Origin of the sequence: Wolbachia endosymbiont (group A) of Andrena fulva (genome assembly GCF_964026815.1) — a bacterium.
Taxonomy (GTDB): domain Bacteria; phylum Pseudomonadota; class Alphaproteobacteria; order Rickettsiales; family Anaplasmataceae; genus Wolbachia; species Wolbachia pipientis.
The window spans coordinates 1,411,990-1,432,736 of record NZ_OZ034701.1; the positions used below are offsets into that span (position 1 = coordinate 1,411,990).

Here is a 20,747-nt window from a genome sequence, read left to right on the forward strand (position 1 = left end):
GGTAAACACGAAAGCGATTAATCCTTTACAACGTTTTTGATGGAACTGCGCGAAAGAACTGGATGCCAGTGTCACGCACTGGCATGACACCCATTTCTTCCTATAGTTGTCTTTTCTCGTCTACCTTATTTTGCCACTCTGCTGAACAGATACATAACATTTGCTATACAGAAACTCTGCGATACCAAAATAAATAAAGAGGTACGCCACTTGCAGTGAATAAGCTTGCGATCAGAAAGGTATTCACAGAAGTTTCAAATATTACCCAGCAGCAAAAGGTTGTTGCTATACTGCCAATTAAAAATTTGTAACAACTCTTTTCTTGCACAATAACTTTGAGAAAAGCAAGACTGCATGCAAGGTAAACAAATAAAAATGAAACTACAGAAAAGTCGATAATTGATGTGATCTGCTTAGCAAAATTGTTGCTTGAAGTGAGGATTAGTAAAGTTGCAGTTCCAACTGAGCTAGTTGTTATGCCCCAGAAAGGAGAACCGTGCTTGTTTCTTTGAGCAAAAAACTGTGGCATCAGTTTATCTTTTGCAAGGCCAAGGGCCACTTGTCCACTAGCTAGTACCCAAGCGTTTAAAGTACCAACACAAAAAATGAACGCAGTTATAGAAATAATCAAGTGCCAATTGCCAGAGGCCATAATTTTTATTGCGTCAACATATGGTGCTCTTGAACTTGCTAAATCATTGCCATTTATTAATCCCATAATTGCAAGATTGTTGATAAAATACACAACAGCAACAGAGATTGTTCCAAGTACCACAGCTCTTGGTATTGTTCTAGCTGGATTATCAACTGACCCTGCAGGTGCTGTTGCCAATTCAACTCCAATAAAACCCCATAGAGTAATAAGTGTAGAACGGGCAAGAATCTGCGATGTTGTAAGATTTGATATTTCTTCACTTATGATGAAGTTATTTCTATCAAAAAAAAACAATGCTGCTATAGGTATTACAAGCAATACAGAAATTTTTATCACCGTCAATAAAAACTCAACACGTCCAGCAGTAGCTACTCCTCTAAAATTTATTAGTGTAATAATTGTAAGTAATAACATCTCTAAAAACAGATGTACGTTTTGAATATCTTCATGGAAAAATGGTGTAAGATAACCAACACCCACAACTATTACGGCTGTTGTGCTAACCCATGAGATCACCCAATACGTCCAACCAACAAAAAAAGCTGCAGCAGGGCCAAAAGCATGCTTTACATAGACGTGAGGGCCACCCGTTTCCGGAAATTTTGCGCAGAGTGAGGCAAAAACTAAAGCAAGAGATATAGCACCAAGCCCTGATATTATCCAGCTTATAAGGCTATACATGCCATATGGAGCAAGGCTAATTGGAAGCATAAAAATTCCAGAGCCAATTTGGCTGCTAATCACTAAGGCAAAAATAGCCCAAAAACCTATTTTATTTGACACAATAATTCTTATCTAAATAGATTAACAATATACCCTAAACTCAGAAATTTCAATTGATCTTTTAACATAAAAACTTGCATTTTTTTCAATTTATTCCTAAAATAGATTATATTAACAGATTATTAAGAGGGGGTTATGAATCCGAGATTAAAAGCATTTTTGGTTGTTTGTAGTATTATTGCATTTTTGATTGCACTTTTGTTTCTCGTGTATTATTTAAATCTTCTTGTTAACTATATCCTTGACCCGATTCTAGTTCGTCCCTTTGAAAGATTATACAAAAACTTAATTGTTGATGGTCTTTATGCCTATTTATCTACAAGCACTTCTAGCCCTGCACTAGCATTTTTGGCTACAGGTTTTATTGTTATTGCTGCGTTTATTTGCCTGAATAAAATGCTTCTTCCCTTGCAAGAGAAGATCATAAACAACTATACCTCCTTTAAAAACAACAATATTGATAGCAATAGCATGTTGTTTGAGGTTTATAAAGATCCAACAATAAAATTAAAGGACAAAATCTTATTCTTCAGTATACACTTGATATATTACCTACAGCTTCCATTTTTGTATATTGCATCAAAGGTATCAGCTCTACGTGGGTTTCTTATATTTAATTTTGGTTTATTATTGTTAAATTATGCACTGCTAATTCCAGTAGCACTTCTTGAGTTAATAAAATATCCATCAGTAAAACTCTTTTCACCTTTGGGTTTGAATGTAAAGCAGCTAAGCTTTTTGTTTAATGTAAGTGATGTGGGCACTGGTAGTCAAAGTGTTCATACTAGAAGTTTTGAGGAAAGTGTCATAAACTGCGCTGAAGAACTAAAACAGAAATTTGGAACTCAACCAAATGTACTCAATAAAGAGTTTGAAGACTACATAAATAATTCAGATGAGCTTACAACTGAGCAAAAAGAGCAATTAAAACTTTATCTTAACTTTAATGGTTCCAATGAAGCAGCTTGGCAAGAATCAAAAACTGGACTAACTCTCACACAAGCTGCAAACTTAGTTTCAACTGCTGCTAAGAATCAAAAATCAGATGTGAATTCACTATTACTAATGAATTTAAAGGATGGACTTGGTTTATGTACTCTGGGAATGTTCGATCGTATTATTTATTCGCTTAGTTGTCTTGAAGCGAAAAATAATTTCTTGGTTCAAATAAATGGAGCAGTGAACGTATTAACACCTAAATTTACTGAAAGATTTTTAAAAGAATATTGCAATTATAAAAAATTAAAAATTTTGGTAGACAAGTTTGAAGATTTTTACTCCGAAGATTATGCGGATAAAAATAATATAAGCGATGAGGTGAAGAGCAACATTAACCAATCAATAATAGAAATAAGAGAATTTGTCTTTAAAGAGCTTTACATAAAATTTTACGAAGAGTATGGAAAAAGTATTCAAAGAGGTGCCATAAAGCAAAAATTAAGGGAATTAGTTACAGATGATAGTATAAAGGAAGCAGTGTATTATTCAATGTATAATATAGAAATCCCTGCAGAACCACCTACTTATCTTGAAAGAGTAAAAGCATTTTTTGGAGGTCATGCAAGGTCTCCTGCTGCTTAGTGGTGGGCTCATGTCATGGTAGAAAATTTTGACTTTAGCTAAAAAAATTACTTCCGCATACTTGAAACCTCATTATAATGACAATTAGAGATGTTTCTCGAGCTCAAAATTTGTCTCCGTCTGCAGACTTTTCATTTAAATTTCAGTTAAAAATGTGGCGTATCTTCTTCAGTGTATGTGGGTGCACACGCATACTTAATCTCTGCCCAATGTGCGTTGCATTTTTTCTGAATCTTGTTCATATGGGGGATTCTATGCCTAAAATTCCAGACACTTGACTTTAGCTAAAAACCAACTGGCGCCTATGGTTTTTTATAGTTTTATCTTCCCTTTTCTGAATGGCTTGCAAGCTGCTATCTCTACAAAAACTATGTTTTTCTTCAGAAGAGAGTTATATTGTAACTATGGACAAAATAATCATAAAAAAATTTGGTGGGACTTCGCTAACTGATTTAAACCGAGTTGCAAATTTGATAAAAAACGATATTGAGAAAGGTTGTAATGTAATCGTTGTTGTATCTGCTGTTGCAGGATTTACTGACCAAATGGCTTTTCAGGCTAGGCAAATCTCAAATTTAAGTTGCAGACAAGAGTTATCAGAGTATGACGTTATGCTTTCAGCAGGAGAACAAATCTCTTGCGGTCTATTAGCTATCACTCTCCAATCGATCGGAGTTAATGCTAAATCGTGGCTTGCCTGGCAGTTACCAATTGTAACTGATGATTTTTATTCTGAGTCTAAAATAAAAACAATAAAGATTGACCGTGTGAAAAGATCTTTTGCTGAGGGTTATACTGCTGCGATCATTGCTGGTTTTCAGGGTATAAATGATGATAGAATCACTACTTTTGGAAGAGGAGGCTCTGATATATCAGCAGTTGCCTTCGCGGTAGCCTTTGGTGTTAGAATTTGCGAAATTTTTACTGATATTGATGGAATATATACAGCAGACCCGAGAATTGTTCCAAAGGCACGCAAGCTCAAATTTATCTCTTACGATGAAATGTTGGAAATGTCGTCATCTGGTGCTAAAATACTGCATAATCGTTCAGTACAACTTGCAATGAAACATAACATTAAAGTGCAAGTGCTATCCACTTTTAAGGAAGTAGAAGGCACCACAGTGCTACACAAAAGGGATGTACTAGAGAGATACTTAATTACTGGAATAACTTATAGCACTAATGAAGCTCTTGTAACTTTCACTAACCTTGCAAATAACTTGCATACTTTAAGAGATATAGCAGGAGCAAACGTTAAAATTGATATGATACATGGGTCAAGTTTTGTTATCTCCAAATTTGATATTGATTTAATGGAAAAGTTACTGAATAAGAATGAAAATTATGCTATAAACGATAATGTAGCTAAAATTTCAATAATTGGTATTGGTGTTATGTCTAACACTGAAGTGATGCACCGCACACTCAAGGTTTTAAGCGAAAAAAAGATAGAAATACTTGCTATCACAACATCTGAAATCAAAATCAGTATAATTGTTCAAAAAGAATGCGCTGTAGCTTTAGTCAAAGATTTACATACTGAGTATGAGCTTGATATGCAGCACTAGGATAGGCTTGACGTCCAGTTGTCTAAGAGTATGTCTTGAAAAGGAATGAGGAAAAAAATATGATAGTGTAAGTAAAAAATAGGAGGGAAAATTGTATCCAAGTGATATAAGTGATAAGGAATGGGAAATTTTGGAGCCACATGTTGCACAAGGAAAGATAGGGAGGCCAAGAAAGCACAATATCAGAACAATTATTAATGCAATAAGGTATATAATGAGAGGTGGTTGTCAATGGAGAATGCTGCCGAAAGATTTTCCTCCATGGAAGACGGTGTATGACTATTTTCTCAGGTGACGTAGTAATGGCAAATTGGAAAAAATACATAATATGCTAGTAAAAGAGGTAAGAAAAATGTTTGGTAAAAATGAAACACCTTCAGTAGGAATAATTGACAGTCAATCAGTAAAAACCACTCAAAAAGGGGATCCAGAGGATATGATGCTGAAAAAAAATAAAGGGTAGAAAACGTCATATTGTTGTAGATACAGTGGGCTTAATTATTGCGGCTGATGTTCATAGTGCAAGTGTTCAAGATCGTGATGGTGCTCTAAATCTTTTCACTCAAGCTAAATACAAGGCTCCAACTTTACGTAAGTTTTTTGCTGGTCAAGGATACATAGCAAAACCGCTGTTTATTGGAGACAGGATACGATTACCAAGAAAGCTGTTGATGTTACAGGATTTTTCGACAATCTGGACCACAATTTAGCACTGCAGGCTATCAAGAAGCACACAGACTGCAAATGGGTCATACTGTATGTTGAAAGGTGGATGAAATTCCCTATTCAGCAAGCAGATGGCAGTAAGGTAGTTAGGGAAAAAAGGAGTTCCGCAAGGAGGTTCAATAAGCCCAATCATTTCAAACATATTTATGCACCATGCATTTGATATATGGATGAAACAAAATCACCCAACAGTACCATTTGAAAGATATGTGGATGATGCGATAGTGCACTGCAGAACTAAAAGACAGGCAGAATTTATGCGAGCAGCAATCGAAGAAAGATTGGCACAATGTAAGCTAAAATTGCAACCTGATACCAATGCCATTCCAAAACTCCATCATTATACTGCCTTAGTATAACCTTCCCACTTCTATTGTCTATTTGTTTGTTATGTAATAGAAATTGGTATGAGATTGAAGAATTAAGTGTGAACGGTTACAGAATTTTTGCCAGGAGAAACATATAGTTGAAGTAATTCAGATTTGTAAGATATGTTTATCTGCAATTATAGCTTCAACAGTAGGCAATGTTGCTTTTAATTACCTCAACATTTTCTCTTGGCAATTCTTTAATGAACCGAGAAGTGCGCATCGGTTGCCACTGGTTGTTAATTTCCCTCCTATCTGCACATGAAATGATTAACCTTTCTTTGGCTCTGGTTATGCCAACATATGCGAGTCTCCTTTCTTCTTCTAAAGCTTTACCACTTTTGTCATCAAAAGATCTTTGATGAGGAAATAATCCCTCTTCCCAACCAGGTAGAAACACGCACGGGAATTCAAGTCCTTTGGCTGCATGAAGAGTCATAACATATACGGTGTCATCGTTATTCATATTATCCACTTCCATCACCAGACTTATATGCTCCAAGAAAGTTGTGGCATTATCGAAATTTTTTAAAGATGAGATGAGCTCTTTAACATTTTCTATTCGTGCTAAGCCTGTTACCTCCTCATTTTCAAGCATTTCAATATATCCTGATTGGTTTGCTACGATTTTAACGAATTCATGCAGTGGTTTTACGCTTACTATTTCTTCCCAAGCTTTAATTTTATTTAAAAAATCGTTGAGTGAGAGTTTAATTCTTTCGGTTACCTGATTACTATTAACTAATATTTTTGCTGCCTCAAAAAAAGAAATTTTGTTATCCTGAGCAGTCGTGTATATTTTCTTTAGAGTTGTAGCTCCTATGCTTCTTTTTGGCCGATTTACTATCCTTTCGAAAGCTAAGTCATCGTTATTGTTTGTAACAAGTCTTAAATATGCAATTATATCCCTGACTTCCTGACGTTCGTAGAATTTTACGCCACTTATAATCTTGTAGGGAATTGAATATTTTATAAAATACTCTTCCAGAACTCTAGTTTGAAAAGTGGCCCTTACCAGCACTGCAATGTCACTAAATCTGTATTTATTGAGCTTTAATATCTGTTCGCTTATGAACCTTGCTTCAGCTTTCCCATCCCATAATTTTATTAGATTTACCTTTTCCCCTTCAATGTTTGTTGTCCACAATTTTTTTTCTAAGCGAGTCTTATTGTGATTGATAACATATGACGCAGTTGCAAGTATGTGGGATGTTGACCTGTAGTTACACTCTAGTTTAACGGTTTTTGCATTTTTAAAATCATCAGAAAACTTCAAAATATTTTCAACTTCTGCACCACGCCAACTATATATCGACTGGTCATCATCTCCTACACAGCAAATATTTGAGTGCTCTTTTGCAAGGTATTTTAGCCAAAGATATTGTATCGCATTTGTATCTTGATATTCATCTACCATAACATATTTAAACTTGTTTTGGTAGTAGGACAGAACTTCGGTCTTTTGATTAAAGAGCTGTATGTTATATAGCAATAAGTCACCAAAATCGACAGAATTAAGGAATTTCAACCTTTCCTGATACTGGTGATAGACTTTGAGTGCAGTTACATATACTGGCCTAAATGATTGAATATCTTCCACTTCAGATGGCAATAAGCACTTCTCTTTCCATTGCTGAATAATATTCATAATGGTCTTACATTTTTCTGATAGGTAATCAGGATTTATTTCATTGATAATATTTTTTATTACCTGTAATTGGTCATCCACACCAATGATTGTAAAATTGGGGTTTAAGCCCACAATTTCTGCGTGCAGGCGCAAGATTTTTGCTGCAATTGCATGGAAAGTGCCAAGCCATGGTATGTTTGTGCCCGTTAGCTCAAGTACCCTTGATACCATCTCATTTGCTGCTTTATTTGTAAATGTAACTGCTAATATCTCATCAGAATAAGCGTGACCGTTTCTAATTATGTGTGCTATTCTTGAAGTAATCGTTCTTGTTTTTCCCGTCCCGGCTCCTGCCAGTATCAAAACTGGTCCATCTATGTTAGTTACAGCTGATTGTTGTTCTGGATTTAGCAGTGAGAGATAATAGTTCATCGTAGCCCTATAGATTATAACTTCGTAAAGTTAAACCTATGATTGAAATATTGTAAAGGTTTTATTGAATAGAACAGTTAAAGAATGCTTCACTCAAGTACTATATATTTAAACGTAGGTTTTACATCTATTTTGTTTTAGTAGTTTCAGGTGTATGTCGAGTAACAACAACTTGATTTGAGGTATTGGCACCAGTTGTTGGGTGGATAAGTGGAGTTTGGAATGGCTTATATGTACGGTTTAGTTCCTTCATTTCTATTTCTTCAACTTCAACAAGGGGTTTTTCTTTTGGGGTATAGCGATTATGCGTTGCAGGTCGTTCAGTGAGATTTTCATATGTTTCTTTCAACCAAGTTCCGATATCATACATAAATCCATACGCTTTTTCTTTAAATTCTCTCAATGATCTACTGAAACTTGCTAGTGTGTTATTAAAGTAAATTGTCATATAGTCTCTTGTGGTGTATTGATAACTTTCTCCATCTAGTCTGCTACTTTGTGCGTTAGAACTATTGTTGCTTTTAAAATAACCAAATATGTTGTACATTTTGAGCCGCCATTAATTACTAACATACACATATTATATATTGATAAATTAAGGATTTAGTGTATTGATTAAGCACTTAGAAAGCGCTCTGTATAATAATTTAAAATGGAGCTGGAGCTTTGTAGTACAATGTTTTCAAACGTTTAATATAATATTGACTTTACAACGATAGTCACTTTAAATTAGTAACTATTGTTGCAGTTAAAGTATCAATGCCTTTTTTCTTTTATTTTTTTGCAATTCTTAGCATTTTATCTGCTGTATGCGTAATTAGTGTAAGAAATCCTGTGCATGCAGTATTATTTTTAATTTTCACCTTCGTTAACTCTGCAGTGCTTTTCATTCTCCTTGGAGCTGAATTCATCGCTATGATGGTACTGATAGTATACATCGGTGCAGTTGCAGTGTTGTTCCTCTTTGTAGTTATGATGCTCGATATTGACTACATAAGATTGCGCCATGGTTTTGCGAAGCATTTCACTCTTGGTGCTATATTGTGTGGTGTGTTTTTTTTGATTATCAGTTTTGTAATCCGCAGCTCAACGCTGAATATAAGTAATGTTATAAACTATAATGCCAATAACGTGAAAGCTATCGGTAATTTGCTCTACACTGACTACATGTACGCTTTTCATCTTTCTGGAATTTTGCTACTTGTTGCAATTGTCGGTGCAATTGCTCTTACTTTGCAGGACAAGAAAAAAGGAGTTAAAAAACAGAATGTATTAAAGCAATTGACGCAATCTTCATCTGTAAAATTGGTTAAGGCTAAATTTGGAAAAGGAGTGGAATGGAAATAGGATTAAATCATTTTTTGATAGTTGCTGCTATTTTGTTCACTGTTGGGGTGTGCGGTATTTTCATCAACCGTAAGAGCATAATCAATATATTGTTATCAATAGAAATATTATTGTTGGCGATTAACATCAATCTAGTTGCTTTTTCTGCCTTTATGAATGATATAGTTGGGCAAATTTTTGTGATGTTTGTGTTGACTGTTGCGGCAGCAGAGTCAGGAGTTGGGCTTGCAATATTGGTTGTATATTATAGAAGCCGTGGCAATATAGATGTTGAACAAGCAAATTTAATGAAAGAATGAAAGTATGATGGATATACTGAAATTAATAGTATTTTTGCCACTTTTTGGTTCGCTATTTGCAGCACTTTTTAGAAAAAGTCAGTTAGTTACAACGGCAGGGATTGGAATATCTGCAGTTTTATCTTGGTATGTTTTTCTCACCTTCTCTGAAAATTATCACTTGAGTTTATTTCCTTTGTTTTCATTGAGCATCTTAAAAGTAAATTGGGCAATTAGTGTGGATGCTCTCTCATCCTTAATGCTTATTGTTATTACCACCGTTTCACTGGTAGTACATCTCTACTCTATCGGTTATATGGAGCATGATAAGGGGAAGTCGAGGTTTTTTTCTTACCTATCGCTATTTACGTTTTGCATGATTGTGCTGGTTGTAAGCGATAATTTCGTGCAGCTTTTTTTTGGCTGGGAAGGGGTTGGCCTATGTTCTTATTTACTCATAGGATTTTGGTTCCAAAAATATTCTGCAAATAATGCAGCAATTAAAGCATTTGTTGTGAATAGGGTAGGAGACTTTGCACTATTAATTGGAATTTTTCTTATTTATTACACATTTAATTCTCTAGAATTTGCATATATATTTGATACACCTGATTTTCTTGGCACTCAAAACATTCGTGTGTGCTGCTGTGAATTTAAAATAATTCATATAATATGCATATTACTTTTTATTGGCTGTATGGGTAAATCTGCACAGCTTGGTTTACATGTTTGGTTGCCAGATGCAATGGAAGGGCCAACTCCTGTTTCTGCACTTATTCACGCAGCAACGATGGTAACAGCAGGTATATTTTTAGTAGCAAAGTGTTCTCCATTGTTTGAGTTATCAAATGTGGCACGAGAATTAATAGTTATCGTTGGAGCACTCACTGCTTTTTTTGCAGCCACCGTTGCGATTACTCAGAATGATATAAAAAAAATAATTGCTTATTCAACCTGCAGTCAACTTGGTTATATGTTCATGGCATGTGGGCTTTCTGCTTACAATGTTGCTATTTTTCATTTAATGACACACGCTTCTTTTAAAGCTCTACTATTTCTTGGTGCTGGCAATGTGATTCATGCAATGCATCATGAGCAAAACATTCAGAAAATGGGAAATTGCTGGAAGAAAATCCCTTGCACTTACGCTCTCATGTGGATTGGATCTCTTGCGCTTTCTGGGATATTCCCATTTGCAGGTTTTTATTCAAAGGATTTGATAATTGAACATGCTTATAGCACGGATAGCTTTGCTTTTGTAATAAGCTTAGTTGTTGCATTCTTCACAGCGTTTTACTCTTGGAGGTTATTGCTTCTTGTGTTCCACAGCCAAAAACAAAGTAAAATTAATATACATGAGGCACCAAAGATTATGCTTATACCATTACTGATACTCGCTTTTGGATCAGTATTTTCTGGAATATGGGGAGCAAATATTTTGAACATAACTAGTAATGCGTTTTGGAAATCAAGTTTAGTGATGATTGATGAGCATGGAGTTCATAATTTCTTTATAAAACTACTGCCAACCTTAGCAAGCCTAAGTGGAATAGCACTTGCGTACCTAATTTACCAATATCAAGTAATTAGGCAAATTAAGAGTAAATTTTTACTTAAGTTTTTGCAGAATAAATGGTACTTTGATGAGGTGTATGAGTTTGTTATAATTGCACCGATAAGGTTTATATCTAGGCTTCTATGGAAGTTTGATGTTAAGGCTATTGATTCATTTGGACCAAATGGTGTTGTAAGGTTGGTTAATGAATGTTCAAAAAGTTCTATAAAGTTACAAACTGGTTATATATTTGATTATGCATTTATTATGTTTGTTACTCTAATAATCGGTGCTTTATATATTATTGGAATTAAATAGAAGGTGTTGTTACTTAGTATATTCTTGCTTCCACTGATAGGAGCGTTGATTTTATCCTTAATCAGGATTAATCATCAATCTATACACTTAAGATTCCTTGCTCTATTTTTTGCTGTACTTCCATTTTTGCTTAGCATTGTAGCTTGTATAGAATTTGATTATAACAATGCGGACTTTCAGTTTGTCAGCTACCCAATTAGAAATGTTGGAATAGGGATAGATGGTATATCGTTGCTTTTCCTTCTGCTTACAACTTTCTTGTTTGTAATTTGTATACTCTACAACTGCAAAATGAGTTATACGACCCTAAAAGCCTATATGGCATTGTTTCTACTGCTTGAGAGTTTTGTAGTCGGTTTTTTCGTTTCACTGAATGCTATAACCTTTTATGTGTTTTTTGAAGCTGTTTTAATACCAATGTTCTTTATTATTGGCATCTGGGGAGGAAAACACAGGGTATATGCAACGTTTAAGTTGTTTCTTTATACATTAACTGGCTCATTATTATTTCTACTTGGATTGGTTTACATCTATAACATTTTTGGAACGTTTAATATACAAAAATTAGCTACATTAGTGCCAAGCCTTGATCTTGAAGTGCAGTCATTGCTGTGGATTGCATTTTTTATTTCTTTTGCAATAAAAGTACCGATGTTTCCATTTCACACTTGGCTTCCTGATGCGCATGTACAATCACCAACTTCTGGATCTGTGATTTTAGCTGGCTTGCTTATTAAAATGGGAGGATATGGATTTTTAAGGTTTTCTATTCCAATGCTTCCTCAGGCAAGTTTATATTTTTCAAATTTCGTTGTTGTGCTGAGCATTATTGCGGTGATATATGCTTCGCTAGTTGCGTTTGCTCAAGATGATATAAAGAAGTTAATAGCTTATTCTTCAATAGCACATATGGGGATCGTTACTGCTGGCCTCTTTTCATTTTGTGAGGAAGGAGTACTGGGTAGCATATTTCAAATGATTAGTCATGGCCTTATTTCTGCTGCTTTATTTTTGTGTGTTGGAATGCTATATACTCGAACTGGAACTTTGGAGATTGCAAAATATTTTGGCATAGTAAACACAATGCCAAAATTTGGTTTTATGTTCATTTTATTTTCAATGGCTTCAATAGGGCTACCTGGAACATCTGGATTCATAGGTGAGTTTTTGGCTATGGTTGGAATGTTTAAGAGCATAGGGTTTTTTACAGGATTTATCGCACTTGGCACTATTTTAAGCGCAGTTTATATGCTGAATTTATGTAAGCAAATAATATGGGGGGTTAGCTATTCTAAATTATTAAATAACCGCTTGGATAGCATAGAATTTTCTGTCTTAATTCTGCTTGCAGTGTTTGTTATTTTGCTTGGATTCTACCCAACCCTTGCACTGAATTATTTGAAGCCATGTATGGCAAATTTGTTAGTCAAATATAATGCGCTATGAATTATATACAGATATTGCCGGAAACGTTCTCTATTATCTCCTCGTTAGTGTTGCTACTGCTTGGAATTATATTTAACCGCCGAACTATCAACTTATTAGCACTTGGCTGCACAGTGGTAACTTTGATTATTTTAATTATTTCGGCAGAAAACAATGAAATTTTTCTCTTTAATTCGTTGTTAAAACTCAATTTATACATCAGGTCAGCCCAAGGGTTAATTCTCAGCACAGGAATTTTAATACTTTTGATGCTGAATTTATCAAAATATGACTATAAATATGAATTTTCAATACTGATTCTTTTTGCGCTATTTGGCATGATAACTTTGGTTTCAGCAAATAGTCTGATTTCTTTTTATTTAGCTTTTGAGTTGATGAGTATATCTTTGTATGTTCTTGCGAGCTTTAATAAAGATTCAGCTTATTCATGTGAAGCAGGAGTGAAATATTTTACACTTAGTGCACTATCTTCCTGCATTATGCTATATGGAATGTCGCTGCTTTATGGATATACAGGACAAGTCAATTTCTCTGAGCTCGGTTCATTCTTGCAAAGCCATCAGATAACTTATGGAATAGTTTTTGGATTAGTCTTTATCCTAATTGGTTTGTGTTTCAAGCTTGCTATTGCTCCTTTTCATATGTGGGCTCCAGATGTCTATCAAGGTGCACCTACCATAGTAACTGCGTTTTTTTCTACGGCCCCAAAAGCTGCACTTGTAACATTTTTAATTCGATTGATGAATGAAGAGTTAGTAAATGTAAAAAGTTATGTTCAGCCTATTTTCTTATACGTTTCAGCATTGTCTGTGCTTATCTCAGCTTTTGGGGCCTTGCGTCAGCAAAACTTAAAAAGGCTGCTTGCTTACAGTTCAATTGGTCACATTGGTTTTATATTTGCTTCACTTTCTATTTTTACACAAGCAGGAACAGATAGTGCCTTAATGTATTTGGTGATATATATCATCACAAGCATAGGACTATTCTCATATTTCATACAAATGAACGATGATGATTGCAATATCGCAAACTTGTCTGGTATAGGGAAGAAACACCCAATTGTAGCATTTCATCTTTCTGTACTGTTACTCTCGATGTCGGGAATACCTCCACTTGCAGGTTTTATCGCTAAATTTTTTATATTCAAAAGTTTAATAAATTCTGGCTTTATCAGCCTGTCTTTGACCCTTGTGGTGGCGAGTGTTGTATCGTGTTACTATTATCTAAATATTATAAAAGCTATGTATTTCGATAAAGCTAGTGGTAATAAGGTTGCTTATTCTAAGGGCCTATTCATTATCACTTCGGTGGCTTCGCTGATCAACCTCGTTCTTTTCTTGTACGTTTTACTCACTCATTGAACTAAAGGGCTGACAAGGTGACCCCTGAGGGTTTTCATATTCATCATTACAAAAAAGTTTCAAGCACTAATAAAGAAGCGTTGGATTTAATTGATAAAGGAATATCAAATGAAACCATTATTATTGCCGACAAACAAACAGAGGGTAGAGGGCGCATTGGAAAAAACTGGATTTCTCCCGAGGGTAATTTTTATGCGAGTTTGGTGATAAACCTCTTTAACGATTATCTAAGTGAAAGCCAGCTTTCGGTGTCATTCCAGCGCGTGACGCTGGAATCTAGAAAAAAAGAAGAATGGTCAAGCACACAACTGTACAAACGTTGTGGTATTCCCACCAAGGATGATGTCATCCCAGTGCTCAGACACTGGGATCCAGAAAACTTAATTACAAATGGGCACATCAGGCAACTGTGTAATAAGAACTGGATTCCAGTGTCACGCACTGGAATGACACCACATACCACCTGCAAATTGCAATGTTCGCATAGTTATGTGTCAAGCACTGGGGAAAATACTGGGATGATAGAAAGAGGTTCAATGAATCAAGTTAGCAAATTAACAGAATTGACTTTTGTTACTGCTCTTGCTGTTGGAAATACTATACTGTCATTTATAAATGGTCTAAATCTCCAGTATAAGTGGCCAAATGATGTCCTTATTGATGGCAAGAAAATAAGTGGAATATTGCTTGAAAAAAAATCAAATTTAAGTTGGCTGGTTATAGGAATTGGAATTAATGTCAATCATGCACCACTTCCAGGAACAACGTGCATTAGCAATTACGGTGAGTCTGTGTCTAACATAGATCTACTAAAAAAATTAATAATAAATTTTAATAAGCTAAGAAAGCAATGGCTATTTGATGGGTTTTATGCTATAAGAGAAATGTGGTTAAAAAAAGCATTCAAAATGAATGAGCAAATCAGTGTAAAGTTAGCTGACAAATTGTATGAAGGAATTTTTGCTGATATAGATAAAAGTGGTAAATTGGTGTTGCAGCAAAAGGATGGAAGCTTAATTTATTTTGATGCAGGTGAGTTATTTATTGGCAGTGCATTATGAATACGTATGTAATTTTTGCTTACCTTATTAGTTTTACGTTGATTACCGGAGAACTGATTTTTACCATTTCTTGCTATATTAAAAGTAAAAAAATTCTAGAAAGCCTGAAAGATAATAATGAAGAAGAAACATAAGCGATTACTTATAACTTCAGGAATTTTCTGCTTTTTAAGCTGCATAGTCTTTTTTATTTTAACGACGCTCAAAGAAAATATCTCATTTTTCTATACAGTAAGTGAAGCCATAGTCTTGCCAAATAATCAAAAGCCAATCCGTGTTGGTGGAATGGTTGTTGAAAATAGCGTGATACGGAGCGAAAGTGAAGTAGTTTTTCAAATGACAGATTTTAACAAAAGCGTTGTGGTAAAATACCAGGGAATACTTCCACCGATGTTTTCAGAAAAAAGTGGTGTTGTTGTGCAAGGTAAAATGTCTGATAATAATACCTTTCTTGCAGATACGGTGTTTGCAAAACATGATGAGAACTATATGCCGAAAGTCTTAAAATAGATTCCTTAACCTGGCTGTATTGAAACGGTATGTAGAGAGAGTCACAGCCTGCTAGCAAGCTGTGACTTTCCTAACTACTACAATATATCAGAGTGAGTTGGTGCTTCCCATTCATCTATGTTGTCATCACTAACCGTTCCTGTTTTTAATTTTTCAACTTCTTCTCTTAGATTATTAAAGTTTTTTTCCAAAATTTCATAATTCTGATTAGTACCCATAACTACCTTGTCCAAATCATATAAATCCTTACTCAATTTATTCTGAACATAGTTTGCATTAAGCCTCAATTGGTAATCCAAGTCAGAAACAAATGTGTCGTTTAATTCTGTGATTAGTTTGTCTAGAACTTTGTGAACATAACCAACTGACGCATTCTTTTCTTTATTGCTCTCAAAAGATTTAGGCTTAATTTTGACTTCTATGTCATCTATTATTCTATATTCGTCTTCGACTATTCTGCTTACTGGTTCAAAGTCTTCTCCGCTTTCTTTTACACTGTAATTACTCATATTAACTCCTATAAAAAATTATACTTTTAAAATCAACTCAGCTACATTGAAGTGGTATGTGGAAAGAGTAACAGCTAGCAAGCTATTACCTTTTTTATTAAAGCAACCCGTTCTCTTCGCCAGTAGCATGAGGGAATATGGAAGCTTCTGCAATGCCTGGCTGATCATCACGAAATTCCTGAAGCTCATCTCGAAGAGTTTGAAGTTGACTTTTTATTTCAGTTGTATTGTTCCCTATATTTGATATAGTTGTTGACAGTGGCTCCACTATGCCAGTTGTAATGTTACTGCTTAAACTTGTGTTATACTCATTAATACTGTCTATCAAGCCATCATAAACCTTTTTAAGGTATGTTATACCTACGTTTGTTGGCTTCATTTGCTCTACAGGTATTTTGTCCAGTGGCTGATTTATATCAAAATCTAACTTCTTAATATCAGCATTTTTGTCTTTATTATCAATTTTTATTGAATCTATATTTGGTTTTACAAAATCTGGTTTTGTAAAACTCGGGTCCTTAAGTTCTATTAATTTCTCTTGGTCTGAAATCTTTTCATTAAAATATAATTCTACATTGTTTTTACTCATAATAAGTTACCTCCTATAAAAAAATTGATTTTCATAAATTGCTACCATACAAGTAGCATTGAATCGTTATTGTTTTCTACTATTGTAAAATCTGGAGCTTCTGCAATGCCTGGCATATCGTCCTTGATTTGCTTGAGCATCTCAATCATTTCCTTGTTCTGTTTACTCTGCTCTTCAAGTTCCCCTTTTAACGCATTAATAATAGCTTTAGACTGATCTTGATTGCTGAGATCACCAATCACAGCTGTCACTTTCTCATAAGGCAGTTTGTGAATGATGTCTTTAAGCTCTTCTGCGCCTACGTTATCCAAAAGTTCTTTAAACTGCTCATTAGACATATTGCGAGCAAAAGCTTGAAGTTTTTCTGGATTATTAACTAAAGACTTGATGATAACCTGAATCCTATTAGAATCAGTTAAATCTTGAGCAATTAATTCGAGTTTCTCATGATCAAGCTTATTAACTAAGTCTTTCAGTTGGTCTTCTTGCAGACTATTTACTAAAGCTTTCAACTGATCACCTTCTAATTCTTTGGAGAGTATTGTCAAGTGGTGCTCAGCCAAGTCTTTTGCAAGCACTGTAAATTGCTCGTCATTTAAAGTTTTAATAAGTGCTTTGAACTGATCCACTTTTAAGTGAGGTAAAATTTCTTTTACTTGCTCTGAATTTAATTTTCTCACTAGAGCTTCAAGCTGAGTATCATTTAAAATAGGAACAATTATTTGTAACTTTTCTGGATTTAGTTCCTGAGCGAGGGTTTTTAGCTGGTGATTGGTTAGATGATCCACTAAAGCTTGGAGTTGTTCATCTGTTAAGTTCTCTGCTAAGGCCTGCAACTGGCTTGAGCTCAGTTCAGGAATTATTTTTTGCAGTTGCTCGTTACTAAGAGTATTGGCAAGAGTTTTTAGTTGGTCGTCTGTTAGGCCCTGAATAAAAACTTTGGTAAACGTGCTTGATAGCAACAGTAGCACATCTCTTATATGTCTCTCACCGTAGTATAACATAATGTCTTGTAATACCTTATTGTCAGGTGAATCGATTATATTTCCTGCCTCGTCTGAAAAATAATATTTATTGTTGCCAGTATCTGAATCTTCCCATGTTACATATTTGTATTCCAATTTTTTTGATTTAATAGAACTGCTACACATAGTTTTGAAAGGCTGCACAAGCTCTCTTGTATATGATAACTTAGCCAACTCATTACCGTAATATACAAATGTATGGTTACTTTTTACATAATCTAAGTTAGAATCACTTTTATAATCTTTGGCTACCAGATTTCCTTCATTTTCTTCCTCCAGACATATGTAACTGTCTAGGCAAGAACTGCTGCAAAGTTTTATAGGCAATAAGCCTAGTACTACATCGTTTTTATCATCCAGCGATACAAGCTCAACTTTTTTAATAGGCATTGTAGGATCATTACCTTCAGGCCACTTTATCCTTGTAGTCGGGGTTTTTCTAAACACCTCTTTTCCAGGTATCATCTTAAAAACATGCTTTTTTCCACTCATAGGCGTTACCAATAAATTAATTGTTAGTATTCTAACATTTATTGATTAATTTATTGTTAAATTGGTATATATTACAATTGTAATAACCAACATTACTTGTGTAGAGAAAAGTTACGAAAAGAAATAGAGATTTTCAGGGAAGTAGTATAAAATCCTCATAGATTAAAATAAGCTGCTTTGACAGGTTTTGTGGCGGCTAGAGCTGTATAGACTGGTGGAGGCAAGCGGGATCGAACCGCTGACCTTCTGCGTGCAAAACAGATGCTCTACCAGCTGAGCTATACCCCCAGGTAATTCTTGCTTAAAGCATAAATCACTCAGGCTGAAATGCAAGAAATATTTATCTACTAGGCTATTGCTAAATAGTGTACAAATTCTGCAGGGTGTACACACTTCTCTATTTTTTTGTCTCCTTAGCGTTATACGTCACACCATCCAAATAAATCTGTGAACTGAAAATTAACAAGAAGTTTTCCTTTAAAAATTTTTTAACTAAATTATCACTAACGCAGTATATTATATAATTTATTTAACCACACATGAAAATTTTAGTTTGATTAAAACGGATAAAAACTGTATTGATGTTTAGTATAGCTGAAAAATGAAATGATCCCGTAGCTCAGCCGGTAGAGCAACTGACTTTTAATCAGTGGGTCACGCGTTCGAATCGCGTCGGGATCACTCACAAATTTTGAAAAACATGCTAAAAGAACAAGACAAAATATTCACCAACCTAAATGGTAAAGGAACTCCACTACTTGAGGGTGCAAAAAAACGTGGTAGCTGGCAAAAAACAAAGGAATTACTGGATTTAGGATCAGAAAAGATCATTGATGAAGTAAAGAAATCTGGTTTGAAAGGTCGAGGGGGTGCAGGATTTTCCACCGGCCTTAAGTGGAGCTTTATGCCCAAAAATCTCCCAAAAGCATATTTAGTAGTCAATGCAGATGAGTCAGAACCTGGTACATGTAAAGATAGAGATATATTGCGATATGAGCCACATAAGTTACTTGAGGGAATTCTCCTGGCCAGCAGAGCGATCAGCGCATCAGTTGCATATATTTATATCAGGGGTGAATTTTATAATGAATATTTAGTTCTAAAAAAGGCACTTGAGGAAGCCTATAAAGAAAACTTAATTGGAAAAAATGCCTGCAAATCAGGTTATAATCTTGATGTGTTTATCCATAGGGGTGCAGGAGCTTACATATGTGGAGAAGAAACAGCTCAACTTGAATCAATTGAAGGAAAAAAGGGCTTTCCTCGCATGAAACCTCCATTTCCTGCAGGTGTTGGACTTTTTGGCTGCCCAACTACAATAAACAACGTTGAAACTATAGCCATGGTTCCAGATATTCTGAATCGCGGAGGAGAATGGTTTGCATCTCTTGGTAAACCAAATAATACTGGTACCAAGGTCTTTTGTATTTCAGGGCACGTAAACAACCCGTGTAATGTTGAAGAAGAGCTCGGAATTCCATTACGTGAATTGATTGAAAAATACGCAGGTGGAGTGCGAGGGGGTTGGGATAATTTACTTGCTGTAATACCTGGTGGGTCTTCAGTGCCATTAATTCCAAAATCTATATGTGATACTATTGAAATGGATTTTGATTCATTAAGAACTGCACAATCAGGGCTTGGTACTGCTGCTGTAATAGTGATGAATAAATCAACTGATATAATAGCTGCAATAGAGAGGTTATCACACTTTTATATGCATGAGTCCTGTGGACAATGCACACCATGCCGTGAAGGTACTGGATGGATGTGGAGGATTATGAAGAGGATGGTGGCAGGAGATATTAAGCCTGATGAAATAGATAAGCTGCTTGACCTTACAACTCAAATAGAAGGACATACAATTTGCGCACTTGGCGATGCTGCAGCTTGGCCGATTCAAGGATTAATAAGACATTTTCGCCATGTTATCAAAGAGAGAGCGATAATTTAACTTTACTTATACTTCTTAAGCCGTTTTGCTACTTAGCAACCAGAGCTAAAAAATATTGATTCCCTTCTCTTTTAGGTGCCAATTCTACCTTTGCGATATCTTCAGTGTCTCGAATTAGCCGTTCTAATTTTTCCAGTCCAACTTCAGTGTTTATAAGCTCTCTCCCTCTAAATCTCATTGTGACTTTAATTTTATGTCCGTGGGCAAGTAAGTCTCTTGCTTGACGCAATTTTGTTCCGTAATCGTGATCACCAATATTGGGACCCAGTTTAATTTCTTTTATAGTTAATGTTTTTTGTTTCTTTTTTGCTTCACTTGCTTTCTTTTTTATATCATACTTTTGCTTGCTATAATCCAGAATTTTACATACTGGAGGGGTTGAATCAGGTGCAATTTCCACCAAGTCTAAACCAACACCCTGTGCAAATTCCAAAGCTCGTTCTATTGGCACGATTCCGACCATTTCACCACTATGATCAACTAAGCGTACCTCCTTAGCTGTGATAAATCCATTAATTCTGTTTTTATTGTTCTTTTTAACTTGCAAACTTTAACT

21 protein-coding genes and 2 tRNA genes are annotated in these 20,747 nt (G+C 35.0%); 15 read left to right on the forward strand and 8 right to left on the reverse strand.

Annotation, left to right across the window (positions count from 1 at the left end):
* Positions 1–163 precede the first annotated feature (163 nt).
* Positions 164–1,438: an APC family permease gene (locus tag AAGD84_RS07160; RefSeq protein WP_341817998.1), complete on the reverse strand. Its 1,275-nt coding sequence runs from the start codon at positions 1,436–1,438 to the stop codon at positions 164–166.
* Between the two features lie 135 nt (positions 1,439–1,573).
* On the opposite strand from AAGD84_RS07160, the gene AAGD84_RS07165 reads away from it, so the two are divergent.
* The 6 genes from AAGD84_RS07165 (at position 1,574) to AAGD84_RS07190 (ending at position 5,675) form a co-directional block, all read left to right on the forward strand.
* A complete protein-coding gene (locus tag AAGD84_RS07165) occupies positions 1,574–3,019 on the forward strand; it encodes a hypothetical protein (protein ID WP_155969030.1) in 1,446 nt (481 codons plus the stop codon).
* 404 nt (positions 3,020–3,423) lie between these two features.
* Positions 3,424–4,590: an aspartate kinase gene (locus tag AAGD84_RS07170; RefSeq protein ID WP_341817999.1), complete on the forward strand. Its 1,167-nt coding sequence runs from the start codon at positions 3,424–3,426 to the stop codon at positions 4,588–4,590.
* A gap of 91 nt (positions 4,591–4,681) precedes the next feature.
* Positions 4,682–4,885: an IS5 family transposase gene (locus AAGD84_RS07175; protein ID WP_007549940.1), complete on the forward strand. Its 204-nt coding sequence runs from the start codon at positions 4,682–4,684 to the stop codon at positions 4,883–4,885.
* Between the two features lie 15 nt (positions 4,886–4,900).
* Complete coding sequence (locus AAGD84_RS07180) at positions 4,901–5,053, forward strand: hypothetical protein (RefSeq protein WP_167482793.1); 153 nt, start codon at positions 4,901–4,903, stop codon at positions 5,051–5,053.
* 25 nt (positions 5,054–5,078) lie between these two features.
* The gene (locus AAGD84_RS07185; RefSeq protein ID WP_341818000.1) at positions 5,079–5,300 is read left to right on the forward strand and encodes a hypothetical protein; all 222 of its coding nucleotides are present in this window, start codon (positions 5,079–5,081) and stop codon (positions 5,298–5,300) included.
* Positions 5,301–5,462: 162 nt separating this feature from the next.
* Positions 5,463–5,675 (forward strand): hypothetical protein, encoded by a 213-nt coding sequence (locus AAGD84_RS07190; protein WP_065094389.1) that lies wholly within the window; start codon positions 5,463–5,465, stop codon positions 5,673–5,675.
* Positions 5,676–5,829: 154 nt separating this feature from the next.
* On the opposite strand, the gene AAGD84_RS07195 is transcribed toward AAGD84_RS07190, so the two are convergent.
* Positions 5,830–7,746, reverse strand: a complete 1,917-nt coding sequence (locus tag AAGD84_RS07195; protein ID WP_341818001.1) for an ATP-dependent helicase — start codon at positions 7,744–7,746, stop codon at positions 5,830–5,832.
* A gap of 127 nt (positions 7,747–7,873) precedes the next feature.
* Positions 7,874–8,293, reverse strand: a complete 420-nt coding sequence (locus tag AAGD84_RS07200; RefSeq protein ID WP_319803688.1) for a hypothetical protein — start codon at positions 8,291–8,293, stop codon at positions 7,874–7,876.
* Between the two features lie 212 nt (positions 8,294–8,505).
* On the opposite strand from AAGD84_RS07200, the gene AAGD84_RS07205 reads away from it, so the two are divergent.
* The 7 genes from AAGD84_RS07205 (at position 8,506) to ccmE (ending at position 15,622) form a co-directional block, all read left to right on the forward strand.
* A complete protein-coding gene (locus AAGD84_RS07205) occupies positions 8,506–9,093 on the forward strand; it encodes an NADH-quinone oxidoreductase subunit J (protein WP_341818002.1) in 588 nt (195 codons plus the stop codon).
* Positions 9,084–9,392 (forward strand): NADH-quinone oxidoreductase subunit NuoK, encoded by a 309-nt coding sequence (nuoK, locus tag AAGD84_RS07210; RefSeq protein ID WP_010962953.1) that lies wholly within the window; start codon positions 9,084–9,086, stop codon positions 9,390–9,392. The genes AAGD84_RS07205 and nuoK overlap by 10 nt, the downstream gene beginning before the upstream one ends.
* 4 nt (positions 9,393–9,396) lie before the next feature.
* On the forward strand, positions 9,397–11,244 hold the full coding sequence (gene nuoL, locus AAGD84_RS07215; protein ID WP_341818003.1) for an NADH-quinone oxidoreductase subunit L: 1,848 nt from the start codon (positions 9,397–9,399) through the stop codon (positions 11,242–11,244).
* Between the two features lie 3 nt (positions 11,245–11,247).
* On the forward strand, positions 11,248–12,690 hold the full coding sequence (locus AAGD84_RS07220) for an NADH-quinone oxidoreductase subunit M (protein WP_341818004.1): 1,443 nt from the start codon (positions 11,248–11,250) through the stop codon (positions 12,688–12,690).
* On the forward strand, positions 12,687–14,051 hold the full coding sequence (locus tag AAGD84_RS07225; protein ID WP_174515683.1) for an NADH-quinone oxidoreductase subunit N: 1,365 nt from the start codon (positions 12,687–12,689) through the stop codon (positions 14,049–14,051). The genes AAGD84_RS07220 and AAGD84_RS07225 overlap by 4 nt, the downstream gene beginning before the upstream one ends.
* Before the next feature lie 17 nt (positions 14,052–14,068).
* Positions 14,069–15,112: a biotin--[acetyl-CoA-carboxylase] ligase gene (locus tag AAGD84_RS07230; protein ID WP_264723156.1), complete on the forward strand. Its 1,044-nt coding sequence runs from the start codon at positions 14,069–14,071 to the stop codon at positions 15,110–15,112.
* Between the two features lie 117 nt (positions 15,113–15,229).
* A complete protein-coding gene (gene ccmE, locus AAGD84_RS07235; RefSeq protein WP_265038275.1) occupies positions 15,230–15,622 on the forward strand; it encodes a cytochrome c maturation protein CcmE in 393 nt (130 codons plus the stop codon).
* A gap of 77 nt (positions 15,623–15,699) precedes the next feature.
* Here ccmE and AAGD84_RS07240 read toward each other — a convergent pair whose 3' ends face one another.
* The 4 genes from AAGD84_RS07240 to AAGD84_RS07255 all read right to left on the reverse strand — a co-directional run bounded on the left by AAGD84_RS07240 (position 15,700) and on the right by AAGD84_RS07255 (position 18,525).
* Positions 15,700–16,131, reverse strand: a complete 432-nt coding sequence (locus tag AAGD84_RS07240; protein ID WP_264723158.1) for a hypothetical protein — start codon at positions 16,129–16,131, stop codon at positions 15,700–15,702.
* A 97-nt stretch (positions 16,132–16,228) separates the two neighbouring features.
* Positions 16,229–16,720 (reverse strand): hypothetical protein, encoded by a 492-nt coding sequence (locus AAGD84_RS07245; RefSeq protein WP_265038276.1) that lies wholly within the window; start codon positions 16,718–16,720, stop codon positions 16,229–16,231.
* A gap of 41 nt (positions 16,721–16,761) precedes the next feature.
* The gene (locus AAGD84_RS07250) at positions 16,762–18,237 is read right to left on the reverse strand and encodes a magnesium transporter MgtE N-terminal domain-containing protein (RefSeq protein WP_341818005.1); all 1,476 of its coding nucleotides are present in this window, start codon (positions 18,235–18,237) and stop codon (positions 16,762–16,764) included.
* 212 nt (positions 18,238–18,449) lie between these two features.
* Positions 18,450–18,525 (reverse strand) — tRNA-Ala (locus AAGD84_RS07255).
* 320 nt (positions 18,526–18,845) lie between these two features.
* On the opposite strand from AAGD84_RS07255, the gene AAGD84_RS07260 reads away from it, so the two are divergent.
* Positions 18,846–18,918: transfer RNA gene (locus AAGD84_RS07260), tRNA-Lys, on the forward strand.
* A gap of 19 nt (positions 18,919–18,937) precedes the next feature.
* Positions 18,938–20,191, forward strand: a complete 1,254-nt coding sequence (gene nuoF, locus AAGD84_RS07265; protein ID WP_341818006.1) for an NADH-quinone oxidoreductase subunit NuoF — start codon at positions 18,938–18,940, stop codon at positions 20,189–20,191.
* 28 nt (positions 20,192–20,219) lie between these two features.
* Here nuoF and infC read toward each other — a convergent pair whose 3' ends face one another.
* Positions 20,220–20,738, reverse strand: coding sequence for a translation initiation factor IF-3 (gene infC / locus AAGD84_RS07270; protein ID WP_006279610.1), 519 nt, complete (start codon positions 20,736–20,738; stop codon positions 20,220–20,222).
* Positions 20,739–20,747: the final 9 nt, after the last annotated feature.

Bases quoted from the DNA above. Each gene is read 5' to 3' on its own strand.
- AAGD84_RS07195 (WP_341818001.1), bottom strand. From the start codon at position 7,746: ATGAACTATTATCTCTCACTGCTAAATCCAGAACAACAATCAGCTGTA.
- ccmE (WP_265038275.1), top strand. From the start codon at position 15,230: ATGAAGAAGAAACATAAGCGATTACTTATAACTTCAGGAATTTTCTGC.
- AAGD84_RS07165 (WP_155969030.1), top strand. From the start codon at position 1,574: ATGAATCCGAGATTAAAAGCATTTTTGGTTGTTTGTAGTATTATTGCA.
- AAGD84_RS07250 (WP_341818005.1), bottom strand. From the start codon at position 18,237: ATGAGTGGAAAAAAGCATGTTTTTAAGATGATACCTGGAAAAGAGGTG.
- AAGD84_RS07190 (WP_065094389.1), top strand. From the start codon at position 5,463: ATGCACCATGCATTTGATATATGGATGAAACAAAATCACCCAACAGTA.
- nuoF (WP_341818006.1), top strand. From the start codon at position 18,938: ATGCTAAAAGAACAAGACAAAATATTCACCAACCTAAATGGTAAAGGA.
- AAGD84_RS07245 (WP_265038276.1), bottom strand. From the start codon at position 16,720: ATGAGTAAAAACAATGTAGAATTATATTTTAATGAAAAGATTTCAGAC.
- nuoK (WP_010962953.1), top strand. From the start codon at position 9,084: ATGGAAATAGGATTAAATCATTTTTTGATAGTTGCTGCTATTTTGTTC.
- AAGD84_RS07225 (WP_174515683.1), top strand. From the start codon at position 12,687: ATGAATTATATACAGATATTGCCGGAAACGTTCTCTATTATCTCCTCG.
- AAGD84_RS07240 (WP_264723158.1), bottom strand. From the start codon at position 16,131: ATGAGTAATTACAGTGTAAAAGAAAGCGGAGAAGACTTTGAACCAGTA.
- AAGD84_RS07205 (WP_341818002.1), top strand. From the start codon at position 8,506: ATGCCTTTTTTCTTTTATTTTTTTGCAATTCTTAGCATTTTATCTGCT.
- nuoL (WP_341818003.1), top strand. From the start codon at position 9,397: ATGATGGATATACTGAAATTAATAGTATTTTTGCCACTTTTTGGTTCG.
- AAGD84_RS07200 (WP_319803688.1), bottom strand. From the start codon at position 8,293: ATGTACAACATATTTGGTTATTTTAAAAGCAACAATAGTTCTAACGCA.
- AAGD84_RS07170 (WP_341817999.1), top strand. From the start codon at position 3,424: ATGGACAAAATAATCATAAAAAAATTTGGTGGGACTTCGCTAACTGAT.